The organism is Actinomadura rudentiformis (genome assembly GCF_008923185.1).
Lineage (GTDB): Bacteria > Actinomycetota > Actinomycetes > Streptosporangiales > Streptosporangiaceae > Spirillospora > Spirillospora rudentiformis.
The window spans coordinates 377,392-400,942 of the sequence record NZ_WBMT01000003.1 but is presented as its reverse complement, the minus strand read 5'-3'; the positions used below and the strand labels follow the sequence as shown (position 1 = coordinate 400,942).

The 23,551-nt window shown below is 70.6% G+C and carries 21 protein-coding genes and 1 pseudogene; 8 read left to right on the top strand and 14 right to left on the bottom strand.

Features of this window, described 5'->3' with window-relative positions:
* Window positions 1-75 precede the first annotated feature (75 nt).
* Together F8566_RS08445 and F8566_RS08440 are read right to left on the bottom strand one after the other, a co-directional pair.
* Window positions 76-1,089 (bottom strand): hypothetical protein, encoded by a 1,014-nt coding sequence (locus F8566_RS08445; RefSeq protein ID WP_151559367.1) that lies wholly within the window; start codon window positions 1,087-1,089, stop codon window positions 76-78.
* Complete coding sequence (locus tag F8566_RS08440; protein ID WP_192809576.1) at window positions 1,086-3,185, bottom strand: PEP/pyruvate-binding domain-containing protein; 2,100 nt, start codon at window positions 3,183-3,185, stop codon at window positions 1,086-1,088. Before F8566_RS08440 ends, F8566_RS08445 begins: the two co-directional genes overlap by 4 nt.
* Window positions 3,186-3,403: 218 nt before the next feature.
* Between F8566_RS08440 and F8566_RS08435 the strand changes: the two genes are divergently transcribed.
* Complete coding sequence (locus tag F8566_RS08435) at window positions 3,404-4,216, top strand: enoyl-CoA hydratase/isomerase family protein (RefSeq protein ID WP_151559365.1); 813 nt, start codon at window positions 3,404-3,406, stop codon at window positions 4,214-4,216.
* Here the strand turns inward: F8566_RS08435 and F8566_RS08430 are convergent.
* From F8566_RS08430 to F8566_RS08420, 3 genes are all read right to left on the bottom strand, one after another.
* Window positions 4,191-5,105, bottom strand: coding sequence for a hypothetical protein (locus F8566_RS08430; protein ID WP_151559364.1), 915 nt, complete (start codon window positions 5,103-5,105; stop codon window positions 4,191-4,193). The genes F8566_RS08435 and F8566_RS08430 overlap by 26 nt on opposite strands.
* A 120-nt stretch (window positions 5,106-5,225) precedes the next feature.
* The gene (locus F8566_RS08425) at window positions 5,226-5,540 is read right to left on the bottom strand and encodes a winged helix-turn-helix domain-containing protein (protein WP_151559363.1); all 315 of its coding nucleotides are present in this window, start codon (window positions 5,538-5,540) and stop codon (window positions 5,226-5,228) included.
* On the bottom strand, window positions 5,537-5,986 hold the full coding sequence (locus tag F8566_RS08420; RefSeq protein ID WP_151559362.1) for a hypothetical protein: 450 nt from the start codon (window positions 5,984-5,986) through the stop codon (window positions 5,537-5,539). Before F8566_RS08420 ends, F8566_RS08425 begins: the two co-directional genes overlap by 4 nt.
* 85 nt (window positions 5,987-6,071) lie before the next feature.
* On the opposite strand from F8566_RS08420, the gene merB reads away from it, so the two are divergent.
* Complete coding sequence (merB, locus tag F8566_RS08415) at window positions 6,072-6,770, top strand: organomercurial lyase (protein ID WP_225992961.1); 699 nt, start codon at window positions 6,072-6,074, stop codon at window positions 6,768-6,770.
* Here the strand turns inward: merB and F8566_RS08410 are convergent.
* Window positions 6,767-7,414, bottom strand: a complete 648-nt coding sequence (locus F8566_RS08410; RefSeq protein ID WP_151559361.1) for a LuxR C-terminal-related transcriptional regulator — start codon at window positions 7,412-7,414, stop codon at window positions 6,767-6,769. The two genes, merB and F8566_RS08410, sit on opposite strands and share 4 nt — an antisense overlap.
* Window positions 7,378-8,712, bottom strand: a complete 1,335-nt coding sequence (locus F8566_RS08405) for a sensor histidine kinase (protein WP_151559360.1) — start codon at window positions 8,710-8,712, stop codon at window positions 7,378-7,380. The genes F8566_RS08410 and F8566_RS08405 overlap by 37 nt, the downstream gene beginning before the upstream one ends.
* Before the next feature lie 254 nt (window positions 8,713-8,966).
* Between F8566_RS08405 and F8566_RS08400 the strand changes: the two genes are divergently transcribed.
* The gene (locus F8566_RS08400) at window positions 8,967-9,593 is read left to right on the top strand and encodes an SLATT domain-containing protein (RefSeq protein WP_151559359.1); all 627 of its coding nucleotides are present in this window, start codon (window positions 8,967-8,969) and stop codon (window positions 9,591-9,593) included.
* A gap of 655 nt (window positions 9,594-10,248) precedes the next feature.
* Here the strand turns inward: F8566_RS08400 and F8566_RS08395 are convergent.
* The gene (locus F8566_RS08395; protein ID WP_151559358.1) at window positions 10,249-11,082 is read right to left on the bottom strand and encodes a polysaccharide deacetylase family protein; all 834 of its coding nucleotides are present in this window, start codon (window positions 11,080-11,082) and stop codon (window positions 10,249-10,251) included.
* Between the two features lie 157 nt (window positions 11,083-11,239).
* On the opposite strand from F8566_RS08395, the gene F8566_RS08390 reads away from it, so the two are divergent.
* Window positions 11,240-11,995, top strand: coding sequence for an ABC transporter permease (locus tag F8566_RS08390; protein WP_151559357.1), 756 nt, complete (start codon window positions 11,240-11,242; stop codon window positions 11,993-11,995).
* On the opposite strand, the gene F8566_RS08385 is transcribed toward F8566_RS08390, so the two are convergent.
* Window positions 11,992-12,396 (bottom strand): RidA family protein, encoded by a 405-nt coding sequence (locus F8566_RS08385; RefSeq protein ID WP_151559356.1) that lies wholly within the window; start codon window positions 12,394-12,396, stop codon window positions 11,992-11,994. The two genes, F8566_RS08390 and F8566_RS08385, sit on opposite strands and share 4 nt — an antisense overlap.
* 186 nt (window positions 12,397-12,582) lie before the next feature.
* Here F8566_RS08385 and F8566_RS08375 point away from each other — a divergent pair, with 186 nt between their 5' ends.
* From F8566_RS08375 to F8566_RS08365, 3 genes are all read left to right on the top strand, one after another.
* Window positions 12,583-13,836, top strand: coding sequence for an amino acid deaminase (locus tag F8566_RS08375; RefSeq protein ID WP_151559355.1), 1,254 nt, complete (start codon window positions 12,583-12,585; stop codon window positions 13,834-13,836).
* A complete protein-coding gene (locus F8566_RS08370; RefSeq protein WP_151559354.1) occupies window positions 13,836-15,425 on the top strand; it encodes an N-acyl-D-amino-acid deacylase family protein in 1,590 nt (529 codons plus the stop codon). The genes F8566_RS08375 and F8566_RS08370 overlap by 1 nt, the downstream gene beginning before the upstream one ends.
* 254 nt (window positions 15,426-15,679) lie before the next feature.
* Entirely contained in the window at window positions 15,680-16,861 is a 1,182-nt protein-coding gene (locus F8566_RS08365; protein ID WP_151559353.1) for a GH25 family lysozyme, read from the top strand.
* A 256-nt stretch (window positions 16,862-17,117) separates the two neighbouring features.
* Here F8566_RS08365 and F8566_RS50950 read toward each other — a convergent pair.
* From F8566_RS50950 to F8566_RS08340, 5 genes and pseudogenes are all read right to left on the bottom strand, one after another.
* A pseudogene (locus tag F8566_RS50950) lies at window positions 17,118-17,246 on the bottom strand (ClpX C4-type zinc finger protein); the annotation flags it as partial.
* A 79-nt stretch (window positions 17,247-17,325) separates the two neighbouring features.
* A complete protein-coding gene (locus tag F8566_RS08355) occupies window positions 17,326-17,961 on the bottom strand; it encodes a TetR/AcrR family transcriptional regulator (protein WP_151559351.1) in 636 nt (211 codons plus the stop codon).
* A 283-nt stretch (window positions 17,962-18,244) separates the two neighbouring features.
* Window positions 18,245-19,126, bottom strand: coding sequence for a helix-turn-helix transcriptional regulator (locus F8566_RS08350; RefSeq protein ID WP_151559350.1), 882 nt, complete (start codon window positions 19,124-19,126; stop codon window positions 18,245-18,247).
* A 67-nt stretch (window positions 19,127-19,193) separates the two neighbouring features.
* Window positions 19,194-20,840 carry an AMP-binding protein gene (locus tag F8566_RS08345; RefSeq protein ID WP_151559349.1) on the bottom strand — a complete coding sequence of 549 codons (1,647 nt, stop codon included), beginning with the start codon at window positions 20,838-20,840 and terminating at the stop codon, window positions 19,194-19,196.
* A 55-nt stretch (window positions 20,841-20,895) separates the two neighbouring features.
* Entirely contained in the window at window positions 20,896-22,578 is a 1,683-nt protein-coding gene (locus tag F8566_RS08340; RefSeq protein ID WP_151559348.1) for an AMP-binding protein, read from the bottom strand.
* Window positions 22,579-22,978: 400 nt separating this feature from the next.
* On the opposite strand from F8566_RS08340, the gene F8566_RS08335 reads away from it, so the two are divergent.
* Entirely contained in the window at window positions 22,979-23,542 is a 564-nt protein-coding gene (locus F8566_RS08335; RefSeq protein ID WP_151559347.1) for a Uma2 family endonuclease, read from the top strand.
* Window positions 23,543-23,551 lie beyond the last annotated feature (9 nt).

Here is a 23,551-nt window from a genome sequence, read left to right as displayed (position 1 = left end):
CGCATTCCCCGACGTGGTGACGTGTTTCATGCCGGCCGCTGGGCCAGGCGCCAAGCCGGCCGCTGAGCCGGCCGTTCAGTCGTCTGCGGGCTCGGGCTGGACGGAGACGACGCGGAACGAGCCGTGGTCGATGACCGCGTCCTCCAGGCACCCGCGCAGCCGCCGCAGCGCGTGCTCGCCCAGCGCGGGCCGCACGACGAGCGCGTACTGCCGGTCGCCGAGCGGCGCGAGGCCGCCCTTGTCCAGGTACGGCCTGGTCGAGCCCCGGCAGTACTCCCACAGCCGTGTGGCCAGCGGGTCGACGGTGGCGGCTCCGGTCGGGCCGTTGGTGCTGGCCTCGATGATGAGCGTGCTGGCGGCGGCGTCGACGGGCGAGTCCGGCCGATCCTGCGTGTGCTCCGCCATCTCGATGACGATCAGCGCGGCGACCGCGAGGACCGCCAGCGCGATCGCCGCCACCTTGAGCCGCCGGCGGCGGTCGGGACCGGGCGGGGGCGACAGGTCCGGCGCGCCCGCGAGGACGCCGCCCGAAGGAAGGGCGAGAGACGCCGGTGCCCGTACCTGCCCGAAGGCCGTCCCGGACCCGGCGCCGGCCCGGCGCGCGGAACCGCCGAGCGCCGCCGCCATGCGTTCCACGAGTGCCGCGAGGCCGGACACCATGATCCCCGCGCCGAGCAGCACGGGGATGAAGACCTTGTACGACTCCGGCTCGGGCGCAAGCCACCGGAAGCTCGGCGTCTCAGCCGCCTCCTCGCCCGCCGCGTAGGACCGTTCGGCTTCCCGCGGTGACGGAACGGCGGACAGGCGAGGCTCGTGGACGCCGGGCGGCGCAGGCCGGCCCTGCGTGTTCTCGATCAGCGTGTTCTCGATCAGCAGGCTCAGGCGTCGCTCCAGCCGCGCCAGCCGGTGCGCGCCCGCGACCGCGAGCAGGACGACCAGGCTGATCAGCAGGAGCTCACCCGCCATCAGGGCGCGCTGCCACTCCCAGCGCGCCAGGTAGACCACGACATAGCCACCGGTGAAGACCACCATCGCGCCCAGTCCGGCGTAGACCAGACGCGTGGTGCCTTTCACCGTCGTGCCGTTCACGCCACCGACTCCTCGTCCGGTCGCTGGTCGGCGACCAGCGCGAGGATCTCGACCCGGCCGGTGTCGCCGTCCACCAGGAGGTCGGTGCCGGGCGGGAAACGATCCAGCGCGCCGCGGAGGCCGACGACCGTTGGGACGTTCAGTTCGCGCGCGAGGATCGCCAGGTGGGAGAGCGGGCTGCCGGTCTCGGCGACCAGCCCGGCCAGCTTCGGCAGGGAGGTGGCGAGGGACGGCCGGAGGGTGTCGACGACGAGCACCGATCCTGCCGGGGGAGCGTCCGGGCCGGAGTGCACCGGCCCGGAGCCCCGGCCGCCGCCCGCGGGACGCGCCCCGTCCCCTGTCGGCGCGGCCTCCGCCACGATCCGGTCGCCCGCCAGCCGGAACACGGTGGGCAGCGGCGCGGAACGCGGCGGCGGCACGGGGCGGCGGTCGATGGTCGCGCCGCTGGTGAGCGCATTGTCGAGCTCGTCGAAGCGCAGCGTCCGGACGAGCTCGGGTGACGGCAGCACTCCCGACGCCGTGAGCCGTTGCCCTGCCGCCCACGCGAGCCGCGCGCCCAGCTCCTGGACCCAGCGGATCCGGAGCCGCAGGATCTCGCGCGGTGGCAGTGTCCCGGTGACGGCGGGCGGGTCGAGCGGGTCGGCGGTCACGGCCGGAAGGCGCGGCGCGGAGGTGATGGCGGGCGGGGTCAGGGCGAGGACGGTGGGTTCCGCGGCCAGGAGTTGCGCGTCGTCCTGGCCACGGGAGCGCCCCCGGTGCAGCGCGGCCAGCCCCTGTGCGGCCGCACTGCCGGTGTCACCGCCGGTGCCCTCGGAGAGCAACGACCCCGCGAGTGCCTCCTGTCCGTGCAGGGCGGCGAGCGCCGCCCGGGTCCAGCGCAGCGCCGCGATGAGCTGCGCATCGGTGATCTCGGCGAGCGGCGGCACGGCCGCGAGGTCGGCGTCCACCGCCGCCGCCGTCTGCGCCGCAAGGTCCGGCAGGTCGGCGCGGAGCCGTCCGACCCGCCAGGCCACCGACAGCCGCCGTACGGCGGGCACCGGGTTGAGCATCCGCAGCCGGGACCGGCGTCCTGGAGCGGCCCCCAGCCGCTGCAGGTCGGCCGCCGCCCGGCCGCCGACCGCGAGCACGGTCGGGCTCTTGCGCAGCGCCCGCCGGGACACCGCACCGGCGGTGGCCAGCGCCTCGCCGATGCCGTGGTTCAGCGGCGCGAGCCAGAGGTCCTCCTCCAGCGGGGCGAGCGGATCGGGCAGCGTCTCGGCGACAGGCCCCGGACCGAGCAGCGTCGCCCGTCGTGGCGGGACGGGCGCGAGCGCGGTCACCGGACGGCTCTGCAGCAACCAGAGCCGTCCGTCGTGGTCGAAGGCGAACTCCACGTCCTGCGGCCCGCCGAACACGGCCGCCGCCTTCGCCGCCAGCCGCGCCAGCGCTCGCAACTGCATCCGGGTCAGCGGCCCCTGATCCACCTCGCCGGTGTCGCCGGAGTCGCCGGTGGACCTGCCGTCGTCGTGCTCGACGCTGATGACGCGGCCGCGTCGCGTGAGCGCGTACCGGGTGCCGTTGACCTCGCCGCCGACCAGGGCCTGCGGCCCGCCGGGCACCGCCGAGACGATCACGCGGTCGGTCCGGCCGTCCACCGGGTCGGCGCCGAACATCACTCCGCCGGCCGCCGCCGTCAGCTGCGGCTGGACCAGCACGGCCATCGTGCCGGGGGCCGAAGACGACTCCTGGACGGCGCCGACTGCGGTCAGGAAGGGTTCCCAGCCGGTCACGTCGAGCACCGAGACGAACCGTCCGGCCATCGAGGAGACCACGCCGTCCTCCATCGTGGAGGACGAACGGACGACCAGTGGGATCTCACCGCCACGGCTCAGCTTCGCCCAGGCCTCGCGCAGCTCGCCGGTGTGCAGATAGCGATCGCCATCGGCTTCGGCGCTCGTGGTGTCGCTTCTCACCGGGATGACGAACCCGGGCAGTACGGGCAGGTCGTGCCGCGCCGCGCGGGCGAGATTGGCGGCCTTGGCCCCAGCCCAGTCGGCGGCGGACGCCATGACGTCGTCGAGTTGAATGGTCCAGAAGACGCGTGTGCTTTGTGGCACCACGAACTCCGATCCTCGGGGCCGCCCGTCCATTTAGAATCCGCTGAACCCCCGGTGAATTCCTCCCTCGTAAGGGGTGTCTTACATCTCACCCCTGGGTGTACATCGGGCGGCGTGTCATCGTCCGCAGGGCGGAGAATCCCCGGCCCGGTCTCGGGGTCGAGATCTCCGGGTACGTACGATGACCGCGCGCCGTAGCGAGACCCGAGGGGGAGCCGATGCCCGATGAGCAGCCGGTGGCAGATGGGCCGGTGGCAGATGAGCAGAGCCTGCGCGCTGACGTGGCGGAAGGCGTCGGCACGATCACGATCGACCGGCCCGCCAAGCGCAACGCCATGACGGCGGAGATGTGGCGCGAGCTGCCCGTGCTGCTGGACCGGCTGGCGGCTGATCCGTCCGTGCGCGTCGTCGTCCTCACCGGCGCCGGCGGCGACTTCTGCGCGGGCGCGGACATCGGCGAGCTCGCCGACATCAACCGGCACGACGAGGGGCACCTGTCGACGAAGGCCGAGGAGGCCCTCGCCGCGTTCCCCAAGCCCACCATCGCGGCCATCGAGGGCTTCTGCGTGGGCGGCGGCTGCCAGCTCGCGGCCGCGTGCGACCTGCGCTTCGCGGCGGAGGGCGCGCGGTTCGGCATCACCCCGGCCAAGCTAGGCATCGTCTACCCGGCGTCCGCGACGACGCGCATCGTGCGGCTCGTCGGCCCGGCGGCCGCCAAGTACCTGCTCTACTCCGCCGACCTCATCGGTACCGAGCACGCCCTCCGCATCGGGCTCCTGGACGAGGTGGTCCCCGCCGGATCGCTGCGCGCGCGGGTCGCGGAGTTCACCGCCACGCTGGCCTCCCGTTCCCTCCTCACGCAGCAGGCGACCAAGGAGATCGTCGACGCCATCGCCGCCGGCGCTCCGGTGGAGCAGCGCGTACGGGCATGGCTGGATGAGGTCGTCGCGGGCGGTGATGTGGCCGAGGGCGTCGCGGCGTTCCTCGAACGCCGGAAACCCAACTTCACCTGGAGCGCTCCGACCCGTTGAAGGCCGACAGGTCGCAGAACCGGCTCTCCGGCAGGCCATGCAGCCGTACCGCCGCGCCGACCGGATCGGCCAGCAGCCGCGCCGGTCCGGCCTTGCGCAGCTCGGCGAGCGACAACACGCCGCAGAGCATGGCCTCCGGCGTACGGACGAGGACGAACGGGCCGACCTGAGCGCCGCCCATCTCGATGCCGTGAAGGGAACGCAGCAGCGCGTTCGCGGCTTCGGTCTCCGTCCCGTTCGGTGTGCCGCTGGACGCGCGCAGCCGCCGGACGAGGTCGATGAAGTCGCGTTCGAGATCGCGCGGGCTGCGTCCGGACAGGTAGTAGCGGGCCTTCCAGCTCGTGTCCTCCCCGGTGGGGTCGGACAGCTCGACGCGCAGGCCGTACCGTTCGGCGAACCGCTCGTACGCCCGGATCAGGCCGGACGGTGCCTCCGCGCCCTCGGTGCCGAGCCCGCCCGCGACCGTGTCGATCGGGCCGGCGCCCAGCGAGGCCGCGACGGCCTGGTCGAGGCGCCCGATCAGATGGCCGCGCAGCCGGGCCACCTCTTCGGCCAGCCGGTCGACGGAGTCGCGCTGCTGCGTGAGCCGGTCATTGATCTCGGGCAGCATCCGGTCGTTGATCTGGGAGATGAGCGAGCGGATGCGGGCATCGGTCTCCTGCAGCGACTCGGCGTGCGTGACCTGCCCGGCCGCCAGCCGTTCGAGCTGCTCGCGCTGGACGCCGCGGAACTCCTCGAGTTCCTCGCGGGTGCCCTTGAGCGCGGTGAGCTGGGTGCGGATGTCGGCGATCTCGGGCGCCGGCGCCGTTCCGGTCCGTTTCCTGTCGAACGACAGATAGAGCTCGCGTCCGGCGATCGCCAGGCAGAGGAGGATGAGAATCGCGGTCATGGCGCCCCTCCAGAAGGGCCTTCTTCTGCCTGGCAAGATAGAACACCATGTACCGACCCTGATAGCCCGAAATGGCGGGAAGGCAAGACCAACGCGTGAACATCCGCCGGTTCCGCCTCGCTAGGAGGGCGTCACGTCGCCCGCGGCCTCAGTGATCGCGCGCAGTGCCGCGACATGCGCCGCGAACGCCGTCCGGCCACGTGCGGTCAACGACAGCCAGGTGCGCGGGCGTTTCCCGACATAGCCCTTGGTGATTTTGACGTAGCCCGCCTTCTCCAGCGTGGTCGCCTGCTTGGAGAGCACCGAGTCGCTCACCTCGACGGCGTCCCGGACGTACGCGAACTCGGCCTTCTCCGCCGCCGCGAGGGTTGCCACGATGGAAAAGCGCACCGGTGCGTGGATGACTTCGTCGAGTTCGTGCCGGGGGTGGTTCACGGTCGCGCCGCCCGGCCGGTCACACGCCGCGACGTCAGGTACGCGGCGACGAATCCCGGCAACGACACCGCGACCGCGCCCGGAACCCACCAGCCGGGCTCGCCCTGCATCTGTGTGCCGGGCATGAGCACCGCCAAGTAGAGCACCGTCCAGGCCGCCATCATCACCAGGTGGGAGCGTGCCATGCCGCGGTGCGCGACCGGTTGCCGCACCGCGTAGAAGATCAGCGGCGGGAGCGTGACGGCCCAGAACGCCACGCTGATCACGATGCCGGCGGGCCAGTCGACCAAGCCGAGCATCAGGACCGCCACCAGGGACATCGCGCCATAGGCCAGCTGGAACCGGACCAGCCAGCGCCCGCGCTCGCGCACCGACGCCCGCAACTCGTCCGCGCGGGCCAGCGCGGCGGCAGCGCCCGCCGAGGTCAGTCCATCTCGCTCGCTCATTTCGCCTCCTTGCCGATGGTTCGAGTCTGGCAAGTACTTTCCAATGTGGCAAGTACTTTCCATTCGGCCGGTTTAGGGTGGCGGGGTGGCGATCGACAACGAGGATCTGCGCTTGGCCGTGTATCGCGGCTTCGCGGAGACCGGACGGGCACCGGAACTGCCAGAGCTGGCCGAACGGTTCGGAGTGCGTCCCGAAACCGTCCGTGGTGGTCTCCGGGTCCTGGCGGAGCTGCGTCATGTCGTGCTCGATGACGAGGACCGGGTGGTGATGGCACACCCGTTCTCGTCGATCCCGCTCGGCTTCGCCGTCATGGGGACATCCACGTTGTGGTGGGGCGGGTGTGCGTGGGATTCGTTCGCGCTCGCCCATCTGCTTTTGGACGAGCCGGACGTCCTGGTCTCCACACGCTGCCCCGGCTGCGACCGGGCGCACGCCTGGGTGGTCCGCAGGGAGGCGCCGCCCGCCGGAGAGCAGGTCGCGCACTTTCTCGTTCCGGTGACACGGATGTGGGACGACGTCGTCCACACCTGCGGACACCAGCGGCTTTTCTGCGGGGAGCGTTGCGTGGACGACTGGCTTGAACGCTCGGGCAACGAGCGCGGCTACGTCATGGACCTCGCCACGTTGTGGCGGCTCGCGCGCGGCTGGTACGCGGGCCGCCTCGACCGCGGGTACACGCGCCGCGAGCCCGCCACGGCCGCCGCCTACCTGCGCGACGCCGGGCTGCGCGGCTCGTTCTGGGGATTGCCCTCGGATCCGCCGGACGCGCCAGGCGCGGACTAGGAGCGGTTGAGGTACGCGAGGACGGCGAGCACGCGCCGGTTGTCGTCGTCTGAGACCGCCAAGTCGAGCTTGCTGAAGATGTTGGCGGTGTGCTTGGTGACGGCCCGTTCGGTGACGACGAGCTGCTGGGCGATGGCCGCGTTCGAACGGCCCTGCGCCATCAGCTCCAGGACCTCCAGCTCGCGCGGGGTCAGCCGGCCCAGCGGCTGGTCCCGGGTGCCGCGCGCCACGAGCCGCGAGATGACCTCCGGGTCCATCGCGGTGCCGCCCGCCGCGACCCGGCGGACACCGTCGATGAACTGCTCGGCGTCGAACACCCGGTCCTTGAGCAGGTAACCGATCCCGCCGCTGCCGTCGGCCAGCAGCTCCCGCGCGTACAGCTGCTCGACATACTGGGACAGGACCAGGACCGGCAGCCCCGGCACCTGGCGGCGAGCCTCCAGCGCCGCCTGCAGCCCCTCGTCGGTGAACGACGGCGGCAGGCGCACATCGACCACCGCCACGTCGGGGCGGTGGTCGAGCAGTGCCTTGAGGAGCGAAGGGCCGTTGTCGACCGCGGCGGCGATCTCGAAGCCGTGCGATTCGAGCAGGCTGACCAGGCCTTCCCTCAGGAGGGCAAGGTCTTCGGCGAGGACAACTCGCACGGCAGCTCCAGGGTCACGATCGTCGGGCCGCCCACGGGGGAGTTCAGGGCGAGTACGCCGTCGAATGTACCGATCCTGCGCTCGATTCCGCGCAGGCCCGTGCCGCCCTCCAGGGTCGCGCCGCCGTGGCCGTCGTCGGTGACGGTGATCCTCATGAAGCCGCTCTCGTAGCGCAGGTCGATCCAGACGCGGCTCGCGCCCGAGTGCTTGGCGGCGTTGGTGAGGATCTCCGACACCGCGAAGTACGCGGCGGACTCGACCGGCGGCTGGGGGCGGCCGGGCAGCGTGGACTCGACCTCGACCTGGAGCGGGTGGTCCAGGGCCAGGGCCTTGACGGCGTCGCCGATGCCGCGGTCGGCGAGGACCGGCGGGTGGATGCCGCGGACCAGGTCGCGCAGCTCGTGCAGCGCCTTGGCCGACGACTGGCGCGTCTCGGCGAGCAGCAGCCGCGCCTTGGCCGGGTCCTTGTCGAGGAGGTGCTCGATCGCGCCGAGCGTCATGCCCATCGCGACCAGCCGTGCCTGGGCGCCGTCGTGCAGGTCCCGCTCGATGCGGCGGAGCTCGGCGGCCGACGCGTCCACGGCCTCGGAACGGGTCTCGGTCAGGTGCTGGACGCGCAGGGCCAGCTTCGACTTCTCGGTCGGCCCGAGGAGCGACTGCCCCCACCGGCCGTACACCTTGAGCAGGCGCGGCCCGGACAGGAAACCGGCGACCATGAAGACCGTGCCGAGCAGCACCGTGGCGGTCACCTTCGCGCCGTCGTTGCCGTAGCCCTGCTGGATGGGGATGAAGCCGTACCACTCCTGCCCGCCGGCGTTGGCGATCACATCGCCCATGCCGCCCGCCAGGATCAGGCCCCACAGGCCGTAGGCGACCAGGTAGAACGGCAGCGCCGCGGTGAAGAACACGACGATCGGGTCCGCGACCAGCCAGGCCATGTCACGCCAGGTCGCGGGGTCCGAGGACAGCCGGACGAAGCGGTTCCACTGGCCGACGAAGCCTGGGTCCTCCTCTTCCGGCGGCTCGGGCAGGTACGGCCGCTCGATCTGAACGCCGGTCCACTTGCCGATCAGGTCGCGGTACACGTTCATGAGCGACCGCGCCAGCATGACCACCGGCGGCACCATCAGGATGCCGACCACGCTGGTCACCAGCGAGTACGAGGTGATCAGCAGCGTCGCCAGGGCGATTGCGGGAAAGGCCAGCAGGCTCAGCCGGAACCCGCGCCACGGCGCCCTCAGCCGCTCCGCGGCCCAGTTCTCCTTCGCCAACTCACTGCTCGTCGTGTCACTGCTCATCGTGCTGCCTCCGTGGCTCGCCGTCTTCGAAGTCCAGTCTCCGACGAGGGCCTGCCGCCCACAGTGTGCCCGCAACCCGGACCGGGGGTGTACCTGAGTACACCCCCTCCGGCCAGTCGAGGACGATCTATTCGCGGGCCTGCGTCCCGATGCCTCGGCAAAGGCGACGCCCGGATTGTGTATCGGCGGATGAGGGCGGCGGCCCGTTCCCTGACCATGGCGCTGACCACGCAAGCGCACAGGGGGGCCTCGTCATGGCGGACACGGATCCGAGCGGCGGCACATCACCCGGCGGAGCCGGGCCGGGACCCGGCCGCGCACTCGAGTACTCCTGGCGCGGGGCGGTCGGTGCGGAACTGTTCTGGATCGAGGAGACCTGTTCCTGCGCGACGTTGTGCCAGGAGGAGACCGCGCGGGTGTGGCGCGCGCTCAACATCTGCCTGGCAGTGAGCGCGGTGCTGGCGTCCGGAGTCGCCGGGAGCATGATGCTCGCCGGCAACCGGCACGAGATCGTCGCAGGCGGGCTGGCCCTCGGAGCGGCACTGCTGTCCGCTCTCCTCGGGATGCTCGGCCCGGCGCGCCGGGAAGGCCAGGCGAACGAGTCGGCGGAGGCGTTTCAAGAAGTGCAGGCGATGGCCCGCCAGGCTCGCCAGGTGGACTTGCAGGCACAGTACTTCGAACAGGCCCGCGAGTCCCTCGCCGCCCTCACCGACCGCTGGCAGGCGGTCAACCGGTCGGCGGTCCCGGTGTCCCGCTGGGCGCGGCTGAGGATCAGGAAGCAGACCGTGGCCTCAGACGCGGCGGAGGAACGGATGGCCAAGCGGCTGAGCATGGTCGGCGCCATCGTGCCGCCGCCCCGGGCCGCCGACCAGATCTCCTGACCCGTGCGAAACCGACCCGTGAAATTGACCCGTTCATAACTGGCGCGGGCAGAACAACGGCTCCGCGCGGCGCACGGAGCCGTTGTTCGTGCTCATCTACGAGAAGTCGTCGCCGGGAAAGCCAAACCCGAACCGAACCAGGTGTGGGCGGTATACCCACTTTCCAATGAACCTCGGCCTGACGTTTCCGCGAAGCTTGACCCAGCCGTGTGACCGACGGCATTGCGCCAGCACGACCTTTCCGTGGCGGAGGTGACCGATCCTCCTGCCCCACGGCGTCCTGTGGACGAAAGTGCCGCGCCGGGGCCAGACATAGTAGCGGCACGTCCGCTCGGCCTCCGGAGCGATGGTGGATGCGGTGGTCGTCGCGGCGGCGGGTGTCTGCGTGGCGGCGGCCTCGGCACTGCCGGAGGTGAGCACGGCGGTACCGCTCATGGTCAGCGCCGAGATGGAAAGCGCCACCCCAGTGCGAATGCTCGTACGCATTTCTTCTCCCTCGTGGTGCAGATTGGGCGTATTGGCCGCAATCTCCTCGGAGGGAGACTGTCCTCGTTTCCCTGACGATAGACTTCATGCCGGGCAAACACTGTGTAGATCCCACTCTGAAATGCGCCCAATGTCCGAAATGCCGCAAAGGTACGGCGGTCGATCCGGATCAGAGTGAGACGAAGGTCAGACCGCGCTTTTTCAGCTTGGGAATGGCGCCGCGCAGCGCCTTCACCGTCTGCGAGCGGTCGCCGCCGCCGTCATGGCAGAGCAGGATGTCACCGGAGCCGCACTTGAGGAGTCCGCGCCGGATGCTGCCCACACCGGGCCGTCTCCAGTCCTGCGGATCGACGGCCCAGTCGACCGGCAACATCCCGTGCTCGCCGATGATGTCGAGGGTCGCCTTCGACCAGTTGCCGCCCGGCGCCCGGAAGAACGTGGGCACGATGCCGGTCGACTGCGCGATCCGGTCGTGCGCCTCGACGATCTCTTGCCGCACCTTCTTGGTGGACAGGCGGCCGAGTGAGAGCGGGTGGGTCATGGTGTGGTTGCACACCTGATGGCCCGCGTCGGCGATGCGCCGGGTGAGCTTCGGGTATTCGATGACCTGCTCGCCGATGATGAAGAACGTCGCGCGCACCTCGTGCTCGGCCAGCACGTCGAGCACCTGCGGTGTGTAGAGCGGGTGCGGGCCGTCGTCGATGGTCAGCGCGATCGTCTTCGGCGGTGGCGGCGGCACCAGATCCTGCAGGTCGCGGAGCGGCTTGCGTGGCTTGGGCGTGGTCAACCTGGCGGGCGACCAGGACGCGGCCCGGGGCGACGGTGGAACGGTCGGCGTCGGCGGGGGCGGCGCCGGCTGGTTCGGCGCGACCGTGGACGATGGTGGCGAGGGATGGATCACCGCCCGCGGCCTTGGTACGGCCGTGTGCGGCGCGGCCTTGCCCGGCTCCGAGGAGCCGAGCACGCTGTCGGCGCCCAAAGCGAAGAAGCCGGCCACGCCCATCAGTCCGAGCGCCTTCCGGCGAGATGGCCCACTCGACTCGAGATCCCCCACAAGGCAACGTTAGCGGGGTTTGCGAGGGTTACGCGGTGCCAGTCAGATCACAATCGCTTCAAATGAGTTGGCGGACGATGCGCGTCGTTTGGTTCGGGGGGAAGTCATGAGTGCGGCGCCCGACGTCGGGCCATTGCTCGGCCTGGTCCTCGTCGTCCTCACGGTCGCGGCGGCATGGCTGGTGCGCCTCGGCGGGCTGGGACTCGGCCGCGAGGTCGTGGTCGCCGCGGTGCGTGCGACCGCGCAGCTCGCGGCCGTCTCGCTGCTCATCGCGGCGGTGCTGCGCAGTGCGGGATGGACGGCGGTGTTCGTCGCCGGCATGGTGGTCATCGCGGCCGCCACCGCGGGTCGCAGGATCACCGGATCGACGCGTGGCCGGGCCTGGTGGGCGATGCTGCCGATCGCCGCCGGCGTCGCGCCCGTCCTGGGCCTGCTGCTCGCCTCGACGCTGGTGCCGTTGCGCCCGGTGGCGGTGCTGCCGATCGCCGGTATCTTCATCGGCGGCGCGATGACCGCCTGCGCGCTGACCGGCCGCCGCGCGCTGGACGAGTTGCGAACGCGGCGCGGGGAGTACGAGGGCGGGCTCGCGCTGGGGCTGCTTCCCCGCGACGCCGCGCTGGAGGTCTGCCGGTCGGCCGCCGCGCTCGCGCTGATCCCCGCGCTGGACCAGACGCGCACGGTCGGGCTCGTCACGCTCCCCGGCGCGTTCGTCGGTGTGCTGCTGGGCGGCGCCGACCCCTTGGAGGCCGGAGCCACCCAGGTGCTTGTGCTCATCGGCCTGCTCGCGATCGAGGCCGTCGCTGTGCTCATCACCCTGGAACTGGTGGCCACCGACCGGCTGAAGGACGACCGGCCCGGCTAGTCCACGGCGGCGAGGGCGTCGATCTCCACGAGCATCTGCGGGAGCGGCAGATCGACGAAGACGGTGGTGCGGGAGGGCAGCACGCCGCTGGGGCAGTGCTCCTGGACGAACTCCTCGTACGCCTCGTTCATCGGCCCGAAGTCCTCGCGCTTGGTCAGGTAGCAGCGGAACATCAGCACGTCCTCGACGCTCGCGCCGCCCGCCTCCAGGATCGCCCGGACGTTCTCCAGCGTGCGCCGCGTCTGCGCCTTCACGTCGCCCTCGTGCACGAACGCGCCGGTGCCCGGCTCCATCGAGCCCTGGCCCGACACCTGGAGCAGCGGCCCCTTGCGAACGCCCTGCGAGAACACCGGCAGTGGCGCGGGGGCGGCGTCGGTCTTGATGGCGGTCTTGTCGCTCACACTCTCTCCTCGTATCCGCAGTCGGCGGAGATGGCCCGGGTCGTGGCGAGCAACTCCGGCAACAACTCCAGCACCTGATCACGATTCAACACGACGTCAGGCACCGAGATCGAAGTGGCCGCGAGCACCCGGCCCTCGCAGCAGCACATAGTGAATGTTGCATCATGTGCAACAGAGGAGGTCGGTATGGGTATCGACAGCGCCGCCGTCGACGCGCAGCGCACCGAGCATCTCGACTGGCGGTTCAAGGCGATTCCGGCCGCCGCCCATGGCTCGACGGTCGAGGAGTATCTCCGTGGTCGGCCCACCCTCGACGACTTCGGTACCCCGTTGCTCACGCTCGATGCCGGGGCCCTCGATCACAATCTGCGGCTGATGGCCGGCTGGTCCGAGCGGGCGGGCGTGCGCCTCGCTCCGCACGGTAAGACGACGATGGCGCCAGAGCTGTGGCGGCGGCAGCTCGACGCCGGGGCCTGGGGCATCACCCTCGCCAACCTGCCGCAACTGCGCGTCGCCCGCGCGTTCGGCGTGCAGCGGCTGCTCCTGGCCAACGCGCTCGTCGACCCTGCGGGGCTGGCATGGATCGGGGGTGAGCTGGACACAGACCCGGACTTCACGTTCGTCTCCTGGGTCGACTCACCTCGCACGGTCGAGCTGATGGATGAGGCGCTGCGGGCCGCACGCGTCCAACGTGCTGTCCATGTCTGCGTCGAGCTCGGTGGCCCGCACGGTCGTACGGGCGCCCGTGACGAGGGGACGGCGCTGGCGGTCGCCGAGGCGGTCCGCAAGGCCCCTGCCTTGAGGCTGGCAGGGCTCGGCGGATACGAGGGCGCGCTGGCGCACGACGCGTCAGAGGCGGGACGCGCCGCGGTGGACGCGTACCTCCGCAGGCTGGCCGATCTGCACGGGCGGCTGGAGTACGAGACGGACGAGCCGATCGTGACAGCGGGCGGCAGTTCCTTCTTCGACCAGGTCACCGAGGTGCTGACCGGCCTGGACGGTTGCCAGGTGGTGCTGCGGTCGGGCGCCTACGTCATTCACGACGACGGCTTCTACCGGCGGATCTCGCCCTTCGCGCGCGGTGCGGCGGAGGAACGGCTCCGCTCCGCCATGCACGGCTGGGGCAGGGTCGTCTCACGGCCGGAGCCCGCACTCGCCCTCCTCGACACCGGCAAGCGCGACCTGCCGTTCGACGAGGGCATGCCCAAACCCCAGCTGGTCCGCGGCGCCGGGCCGGAGCGGCTCGCGGGCGCCCGCGTCACCGCCATGAACGACCAGCACACGTTCCTCGAAGGCGGTGACGTCGAAGTGGGCGACGTGGTCAGGCTCGGCCTGTCCCATCCGTGCACCGCGATCGACAAATGGACGTTGCTTCCGGTCGTCGACGACGCGGGCGCCGAACAGCCCGTCGTGGTCGATCTGATCCGGACCTGGTTCTGATGTCCGCCCTGGTGATACGTGGCGCCACGGTGGTGGACGGCACGGGCGCGCCCGGCCGCGTCGCCGACGTCGCCGTGACGGACGGGCGCATCGAGGCGATCGGCCTGGGGCTTGCCGGCGGACGGATCATCGACGCGACGGGGCTCGTGCTGGCCCCCGGATTCATCGACATGCACGCCCACTCCGATCTGGCGCTGCTGGTGGAGCCGGATCACCTCGCCAAGGTCAGCCAGGGCGTCACCTGCGAGGTCATCGGCCAGGACGGCATGTCGTACGCGCCGGTGGACGACGGCACGCTCCCCGCGCTGCGGCAGACGATCGCGGGCTGGAACGGCGACCCGGCGGGCTTCGACTGGAACTGGCGAAGCGTCGGCGAGTACCTCGACCGGCTCGATCAGGGCATCGCGGTCAACGCCTGCTACCTCGTGCCGCAGGGATCGGTGCGGATGCTCGCGATGGGCTGGGAGAACCGCGCGCCCACTGCGGCGGAGCTCGACCGGCAGCGTGACCTCGTCGCGACCGGCATGCGCGAGGGCGCGGTCGGTATGTCGAGCGGACTGACCTACGTGCCCGGGATGTTCGCGGACGACGAAGAGCTGATCGAGCTGTGCCGGGTCGTCGCGTCGCTCGGTGGTTTCTATGCGCCGCACCATCGTTCGTATGGCGCGGGTGCCCTGGAGGCCTACGCCGACATGGTGCGGGTGTCGCGGGAGTCGAGGTGCCCGCTGCATCTCGCCCACGCGACCATGAACTTCGGCGTCAACCGCGGCCGCGCTCCTGAGCTCCTGCGGCTCCTGGACGAGGCCATCGCGGACGGCTGCGACATCAGCCTCGACACCTATCCCTACCTGCCGGGTGCCACGACGCTCGCCGCCCTGCTGCCGAGCTGGGCGTCCGAAGGCGGCCCGGCGGCGACCCTGGCCCGGCTCGCCGACCCGGAGACGCGGGAACGGATCCGCCACACGATGGAGGTCGAGGGCTCCGACGGCTGCCACGGCGTCCCGTCGGAGTGGGAGACGATCGAGATCTCGGGCTCCCGGGACCTGAAGATGATCGGCTGCACCGTGGCCGAGGTGGCCGCCGTGACCGGTCGGCCCGCGTTCGACGTCTACTGCGAACGGCTCGTCGCCGACGAGTTGTCGACCACGATCCTCCAGCATGTCGGGCATGAGGAGAACGTCCAGGCCATCATGCGACATCCCGCGCACACCGGCGGGAGCGACGGGCTGCTGGCCCCGGCCAAGCCGCATCCGCGCGCGTGGGGGACGTTCCCTCGCTATCTGGGGCACTACGTCCGCGAACTCGGTGTGCTGTCACTCGAAGAGTGCGTCTCGCACCTGACCGGGCGGGCGGCGCGACGGCTCAAGCTCGCGGACCGCGGCCTGATCCGCCCCGGTTACCACGCCGACCTCGTGTTGTTCGACCCCGCCTCCGTGCGGGACACGGCGACGTTCGCGGAGCCCCGCCAGCAGGCGGAGGGCATTCCCTACGTCTTCGTCGGTGGCGTCGCGGTCATGGGGGACGGCCGGCACACCGGCGCCTTGCCGGGCCGGTCGCTGCGCCGCGCACCGGACGGAGTCACCCGCTAGGTCCACCCGCAGTTCGCAATGGCGGGCCTGCCCAGCCTGGTCATCTGAGAGAGCTCTCCGGGATCGGGCCCGGAGGACCACTTGATCACAGTTTGGCCCAGTATGTCCGAACGACCATCGCCCTCACCTGCATCGATATCCGATCTCTCATCACTCGTGCATTGATACGTACGTGGACAACGATGCAGGTGAGGTGCTGTGCTGCTGCTCCCCGCGATCCCGATGGACCGTCAGCAAGAGCAGGAAGCCAAGAAATGAAGCGTCTGACTGTGCCGGCCCGCGTGGGCCTGGCCGCTGCCACCGCCGTTTCCGGCGTGGCGATCTCCGGTTCCGCGTTCGCCGACCCGTCTCCGCCCCCCTCCGCGTCGGCAGGGCTCCGTCCCGGCGACGCATACGCCGGTGTAGGGCAGGCCGCCACGGCGCCGCGCGGCGGCTACTCCGCGAAGGCCGCCCCTGCAGGCATCCGCGGCGTCGACGTCGCCTCGTACCAGGGCCCGAGCATCGACTGGGCGAAGCACTACCGGGACGGGATCCGATTCGCCTTCGTCAAGGCGACCGAGGGCGCCGACACCAGGGCCGAGCCTGACGGGGGCTACGTCAACCCGTACTTCGCCGCGCAGTACAACGGCTCTCGCAACGCCAAACTGCTCCGCGGCGCCTATCACTTCGCGCTGCCGCACAAGTCGAGCGGCGCCGTCCAGGCCGACTGGTTCATCAACCACGGCGGCGGATGGCGGCAGGACGGCTGGACCCTGCCCGGCGTCCTCGACGTTGAGAACAACCCGTACAGCAACAACCTCGACACCTGCTACAACCTCAAGCCGGCGCAGATGGTGAACTGGATCCGCGCGTTCAGTGACCGCTACTTCCAGCGCACCGGCCGGCGGCCGATGATCTACACCAACACCGCCTGGTGGGTGAAGTGCACCGGCGCCAATGCCACCTTCGGCTCGCACCCGCTCTGGGTGGCCAGGTACAACACCACGCCGGGCGCGGTCCCGCCTGGATGGAAGACGCACACCATGTGGCAGTACGCCCCTGGGACCGCCGGCAATCCCTACCCGACCGGCAACTGGAGCGTCTTCAACGGCTCGTGGGCATCGCTGCAGAAGCTGGCGGTCGTGGCCCGGACTGGCTTCGCCGGCGTCAACGCCGGCCCGGAACCCGTCCGTCGCGGCCGCGCCCTGACCGTGCTCGGCCGGCTGTACGCGTTCAACGGTGGCTGGAAGGGACTGCCCGGCAAGCGGGTCAACGTCTACTTCCGGGCGAAGGGCTCCGCCAAGTGGGTGTACGCGGGTGCGGTGACCACCGACCGCTATGGCAAGTTCCGCAAGCGCTTCACGGCCAAGAGGGACGGCTCATGGCGCGTGGCGTTCTGGGGTGGTCCACGCTACTTCGGCACCACGAGCGGCTCCGACTACGTGGATGTTCGCTAACGCGGTTTCGCGGATGACGCCCTGACGCCTACTTCTCGCCGGAGAAACGTTCCCAGGCCGACTGCCTGGTCACGCCCAGGGCCTCTCCGATCTTCGCCCAGGTGACGCCGCGGCGGCGCAGCTCCTGGACCCAGGAGCGCAGGTTGGCCTCGACCTGGTCCGCCGCGGCGGAGATCCGGGGAATCTGAGCGAGCATCTGCTCGTCGGTGAGCTCACCCCAGAGGGGGAGCTGCGGGTTGAACGACGTGCCGCGGTACTCCTCGACGATCGAGTCGGCGAGGTCGACGCACTCATCGCAGATGTAGACGCCGGGGCCGGCGACCAGCTTGGCGACCTCGAAGCTCCACTTGCCGCAGAACGAGCATTGCAGGGGATCGTCGGGCATCTCGGGCTCCCGTTGTCAGGATGTCCCTGACACACTAAGGACGTCAGGGGCACCCTGACAACGCCATGGCCGGGGCCGGTCAGCCGGCGGGATCGATGAGGCTGCGGACGTGAGCCATGATCGGCTCGGCGAGGGCGGGGAGGCCGCCATGGTCGCCCTCGGCGACCTTGCCGGTGACCAGCGCGGCGACGCCGCCCACGACGATGCGAGAGGCGAACTCGGGATCCGGCAGCCGCAGCCACCGATCGTCTTCGCGCAGCAGGCCGTTGATGAGCGCGACGAAGCGCTGCTGAATCTGGAACCGGCGCGCCGCCGCGGCGGGGCCGACGGCGTAGACCTCCAGCAGGAACGTCCGTGCTCCCGCGGGATCGTCCGCGAGCCCTTCCAGATAGGCGGCGAGAGTGCGTTCGAGCCGTGTCAGGGCTGGATCGCCCTCCGGGCCCGCGGCCTTCTCGACCATCGCCAGGAGCAGCTCGGCGCCCTCTTCGAACGCCGTCAGGAAGCACGCCTGCTTGTCCGCGAAGTGTTCGTAGAAGGTCTCCCTGGAGACCCGGGCGCGCTTGATCACGTCGGCCACCGACGTGCGGAGGTAGCCCTTCTCGGCGACGACCTCCGTGATGCCCTGGAGCAGGCGTTCGCGCTGGGAGGCGACGACCTGCTCACGAGTGAGGTGATGGCGTCCCCTCGGCAGTGCCTCGTAGCCCGGGGAATCCACGTGACAAAGTTACCAACCGGTCGGCCGGGACGACAGAGAACAATCTCGTACGTCACGAACACATGTGTTCGTGAAGGTGTTAACGTCTTCGCATCGGGGGCGGCCGTCCATGATTCGCGGAGTAGCCCGGACGGCTCGAACGATCATGGCCCGGCGCAGCGGGCTCGTGGTGACCACTCCGCTTCGCAGGGCGCCACGGGGGCCGCGCTGCTGAGCGTCCGGACACCACGCGTCGCTGACCCCGTCGCCGGGCTGATCGGTTCTCCCGCCCCCGCCCTTCCGGTCAGGGCAGGAGGCCTGCCCGGCGTGCGGCGGTGACGGCCTCCAGCCGGGTGTGGCTGCCGAGCTTGCGCATGGCCGACCGCAGATAGCTCTTCACCGTCTCGGGGAGCAGCCCCAGGCGCTGCGCGGCCTCGGCGTTCGTGCAGCCGATCGCCACGTACGACAGGACGTCCACCTCGCGCGGCGACAAGGCCGGACCGGGCGGTGGCACGTCGCACCTGACCGGCCGTCCCTCCATGCCGTCGTCGTCCTGGTTCGCGATGGCCAGCCGGGTGGACGCTTGGAGCAGCCGCGCCTTCACCTCCGGGTCGGCGACCTGCTCTGCGAGCCCGCGCAGTTCGGCGTGGACGGCGCGGACCTCCTCCCAGCGCGCGGCGGAGGCGGCACCGGAGGGGTCACCGCCACCGGCACCCGGATGCTGGAGACGGGCAAGGGCCTCGTCCGCCTCGTCACGCACGGCCAGGTCCTGTTCGAGGTCGCGCACGGTCTCGACCGCGGTCGCGATCACCCGGTCGGCGAGCGACAGCGGCTCGCGCAACGCCCCGTACAGCACGCCGCGCACCCGGCGCCGCACCACGACCGGCACCGCCACCACCGACAGCAGCCCCTCCCGCGACACCGGGGCGTCGTAGTCGTGGCTGATCGTCGCTGCGTGCGGATAGTCGCTGACCCAGACCGGACGGCCCAGGGCCATCGCCTTGCCGCCCAGCCCGCTGCCCTGCCTGACCACGAGCCCGGACAGGGAATCGGTCGTGTTGCCCACCATCTCGGTGATGCGGAGCCTTTCCTGCCCGGCCAGCGCACCGCCGAAGACCACCGGGAGCCCTGTGGTCCGGTGGAGTGACAGCACCGCGGAACGCACCGCTCCGGCGTCGTCTCCCATGCATGTCAGCATGCCTCCCAGAGCTCCGCTTCACCAGTCCGTGCCGTCCGTTCGTGCCGCCCGTCCGTCAGGCATGACTGGTCGAGGCGATCTCGGACAGGCCGAGGATGTCGATCGACTCCGCCCGCATCTGCACCTTCCGGATCTTGCCGGTGACGGTCATCGGGAACTCGTCCACCACGTGGACGTAGCGCGGGATCTTGTAGTGCGCGAGACGTCCGGAGCAGAACGCGCGGAGGGCCTCGGCGGTGAGCGGCTCGGCACCCGGGCGCAGCCGCACCCAGGCCATGAGCTCCTCGCCGTACTTGTGGTCGGGGACGCCGATCACCTGCGCGTCGAGGATGTCGGGATGGGTGTAGAGGAACTCCTCGATCTCCCGCGGATAGATGTTCTCGCCGCCGCGGATCACCATGTCCTTGATCCGCCCGGTGATGTTGACGTAGCCGTGCTCGTCCATGACCGCGAGGTCGCCGGTGTGCATCCAGCGTGCCTGGTCGATCGCCTCGACCGTCTTCTCCGGCTCGCGCCAGTACCCGAGCATCACCGAGTAGCCGCGGGTGCAGAACTCGCCGGGCGTGCCGCGCGGCACCGTCACCCCGGTCTCCGGGTCGACGATCTTGATCTCCAGGTGCGGGTGGACGGTGCCGACCGTGGACACGCGGCGGTCAAGCGAGTCGTCGGCGCGGGTCTGGGTGGACACCGGCGAGGTCTCGGTCATGCCGTAGCAGATCGTCACCTCCTCCATCCCCATCCGCTCGATGACCTGCTTCATCACCTCGACCGGGCACGGGGAGCCCGCCATGATGCCGGTCCGGAGCGAGGAGAGGTCATGGGAGTCGAACGACGGCTCGTTCAGCTCGGCGATGAACATCGTCGGCACGCCGTAGAGCGAGGTGCACTGCTCGACGGCGACCGCTTCGAGGGTGGCCGCCGCGTCGAACGCGGGCGCCGGGATGACGATGCACGCGCCGTGGCTGGTGGCCGCCAGGTTGCCCATGACCATGCCGAAGCAGTGGTAGAAGGGCACCGGCACGCAGATCCGGTCCTCCTCGTCGTAGCCGCACAGCTCGCCGACGAAGAAACCGTTGTTGAGGATGTTGTGGTGCGAGAGCGTGGCGCCCTTGGGGAACCCGGTCGTCCCGCTGGTGTACTGGATGTTGATCGGATCGTCGGCGCTCAGCGTGCGCCCGATCTCCGCGAGCCTGGCCCGGTCGCCGCCCGCGCCCGCGTCGAGCACCGCCGTCCATGAGTTCTGGCCGATGAGCAGGACGTCCCGCAGGTCGTCGCACTTCGGCCGCACCTCGTCGATCATCGCCGCGTAGTCGGACGTCTTGAACGAGGGGGTGGCGACGAGCGTGCGGATCCCGGCCTGGTTGAGCACGAACTCCAGCTCGTGCACGCGGTAGGCCGGGTTGATGTTGACCAGGATCGCGCCGAGCTTGGCCGTCGCATACTGCACGAACACCCATTCCGCGCAGTTCGGCGCCCAGATGCCGACACGGTCGCCCTTGCCGACGCCGAGGTCCAGCAACCCGAGCGCGACCGCGTCCACGGTCTCGGCCAGCTGCGCGTACGTCCATCTGCGGGCGGTGGTCCGGTCGACGAGCGCGTCCCGGTCGGGGTGGGCGGTGACCGTCCGGTCGAGGTCGGCACCGATCGTGTCGCCGAGCAGCGGCGCGGCGGACGGGCCGGAGGCGTAGGAGAGGTGGGTCATCGCAGTGCTCCTCGTGGGGAGGCGACCCCCCGCGCCCCCCGGTTCGCTTCGCTCATCACTGTTCTTCCTCGCGGAACTCGCCCGTGGGCCGGGCATCGGCGTCGGGGTGTTTGTCGATCTCGCTGCCGCGCAGCTCGACGCGGCGGATCTTGCCGGAGATGGTCTTGGGGAGCTCGGCGGTGAACTCCAGCAGCCGGACCCGTTTGTACGCCGACAGCTGCGCGCGGCTGTGCGCGAAGATCGACGCGGCGGTCTCGGCGTTCGGCTCCCAGCCGGTGGCGAGCGTCACGTACGCCTTGGGCACGGCCAGCCGCACGGGATCGGGGGAGGGCACCACGGCGGCCTCGGCGACCGCCTCGTGCTCGATCAGCACGCTCTCCAGCTCGAACGGGGAGATCTTGTAGTCGGACGCCTTGAAGACGTCGTCGGAGCGGCCGACGTAGGTGATGTAGCCGTCGGCGTCACGCGAGCCGATGTCGCCGGTGCGGTAGAAGCCGCCGGCCATCGCCTCCTCCGTACGGCCGTCGTCGCCGTGGTAGCCCTTCATCAGGCCGGTGGGGCGATCTTCAAGGTCGAGGCAGATCTCGCCCTCGTCGGCGGGCCGGCCGGTCACCGGATCGAGCAGCGTCACCTTGTAGCCGGGGGCCGGACGGCCCATCGACCCGGGTTTGACGGGCTGTCCCGGACTGTTGGCGATCTGCACGGTCGTCTCGGTCTGCCCGAAGCCGTCGCGGATCGTCACGCCCCAGGCCTCACGCACCCGTTCGATCACTTCCGGGTTGAGCGGCTCGCCCGCCGCGACCACCTCGCGCGGCGGCGTGGCCAGGCGGGAGAGATCCGCCTGGATCAGCATCCGCCAGACGGTGGGCGGGGCGCAGAAGCTGGTCACGCCGCAGCGGTCCAGCTCGCGCAGGAGCCGGTCGGCGTCGAACCGGGTGTAGTTGAAGATGAAGACGCAGGCTTCGGCGTTCCAGGGCGCGAAGACGTTGCTCCACGCGTGCTTCGCCCAGCCCGGCGAGGAGATGTTGAGGTGCACGTCGCCGGGGCGCAGCCCGATCCAGTACATCGTCGAGAGGTGACCGGCGGGGTAGGAGGCGTGCGTGTGCTCGACCAGCTTTGGCTGGGCGGTCGTGCCGGAGGTGAAGTAGAGCAGCAGCGTGTCGTTCGCCATGGTGGTGCCGTACGGGCTGAACGCCGCGGGCTTGTCGTAGGCGGCCTCGTAACTGAGCCAGCCCGCGACGGGCGTGCCGACGGCGATCCGCGTGTACTCCCCGGGGACCTCGTCGAACTTGCCCGTCTGCGCTGAGGCCGTCACCACGTGTCTGGCCTTGCCTCTGGTCAGCCTGTCGCGCAGATCAGTCGGCCCGAGCAGCGGCGTGGCCGGGATGATCACTGCACCCAGCTTCATCGCGGCCAGGATCGTCTCCCAGAGTTCGACCTGGTTGCCGAGCATCAGGATGATCCGGTCGCCGCGCCGCACGCCGCTGGCGCGCAGGTGGTTGGCCACCTGGTTGGAACGGCGGGACAGGTCGGCGAACGAGTGGCGTTTCTCCGAGCCGTCCTCCTCGACGATCCAGAGCGCCGGGGCGTCGTTGTCCGTCGCGATCTTGTCGAACCAGTCCAGTGCCCAGTTGAACCCCGTGAGGACGGGCCACCGGAACTTCTCGTACGCCGTGGCGTAGTCCTCCCGGTGGGCGAGCAAGAAGTCGCGAGCCGACTGGAACTCGACTGCGGGCATGGTTCCTCCTCGTAACGCCGTACCACCGGTTAGAAGGATCGTCAGCCCAGGCTGTGACCTGCACCACCCCCGAACGGGGGTAGCCGGGGGTGGACTCCGCCTAACGCCCGACGAACGTGGACCGGAGGAGGATCGCCATGTGCTCGCCGAGTCCGGCCCGTCCCGGACCCCGAGCCGGGACGGAAGCTCGCGGCCTCGTCAGCCGAGCCCGGTGACCGCGTCCCGTAGGCGCCTCAGCGGCGCCGCTGTTGGCTCCCGTCCCGGTAGCCACGCCGGTGCGGTCCCCTGGCAGTAACACCCGGTGACGGTGCAGCCACGCCACCGACCGCTCGAACAACGCCACCGCTGCTAAGTTGGTGGATACGACGCGACCAACGCTGAGATCACGAGGAGACCTGTGATGACGGCGATGCCCGAAGAGCCGCCGTTCGTCCGTGACGATCTGCGCGAGGCGTTCGCCACGCTCGACGTGATGCCGGGCTTCCGCGCCGAACTCGTGGATGGAGAGATCATCGTGTCGCCGACCCCCGACGGGCAGCACGAGACGATCGTCGTCGCGGTCGATGACTGGGTGCGCGAGATTCACGGTCTCCGTTTGCACCGCAACCTGACGTTGATCAGTCCGGAGGGCGAGTACGTGCCCGACGGTATCGCCGCCCCCAAGGGGGCGTTCGCGGGACGGGACTGGCACAGCAAACCCGACGGCGTGGTGATGGTCCTGGAAGTGACCTCGGGTCGGCGAGGAGAGCGCAAGGCCGCCGAACGCGACCGGGGGCCCAAACGCCGGGGGTACGCCGCCGCCGACATTCCGCTGTACCTGCTGATCGACCGGCTCGACGGCAAGGCCACGATCTTCTCCGAGCCGCGCGGCGGCGACTACACCCACAGCGCCTCAGTCGCCCTCGGCGAGGACCTGCTCATCCCCGAACCGCTGGAGAGCGTCCTTCCCACCGACGAGTTCTGACCGTTGCTA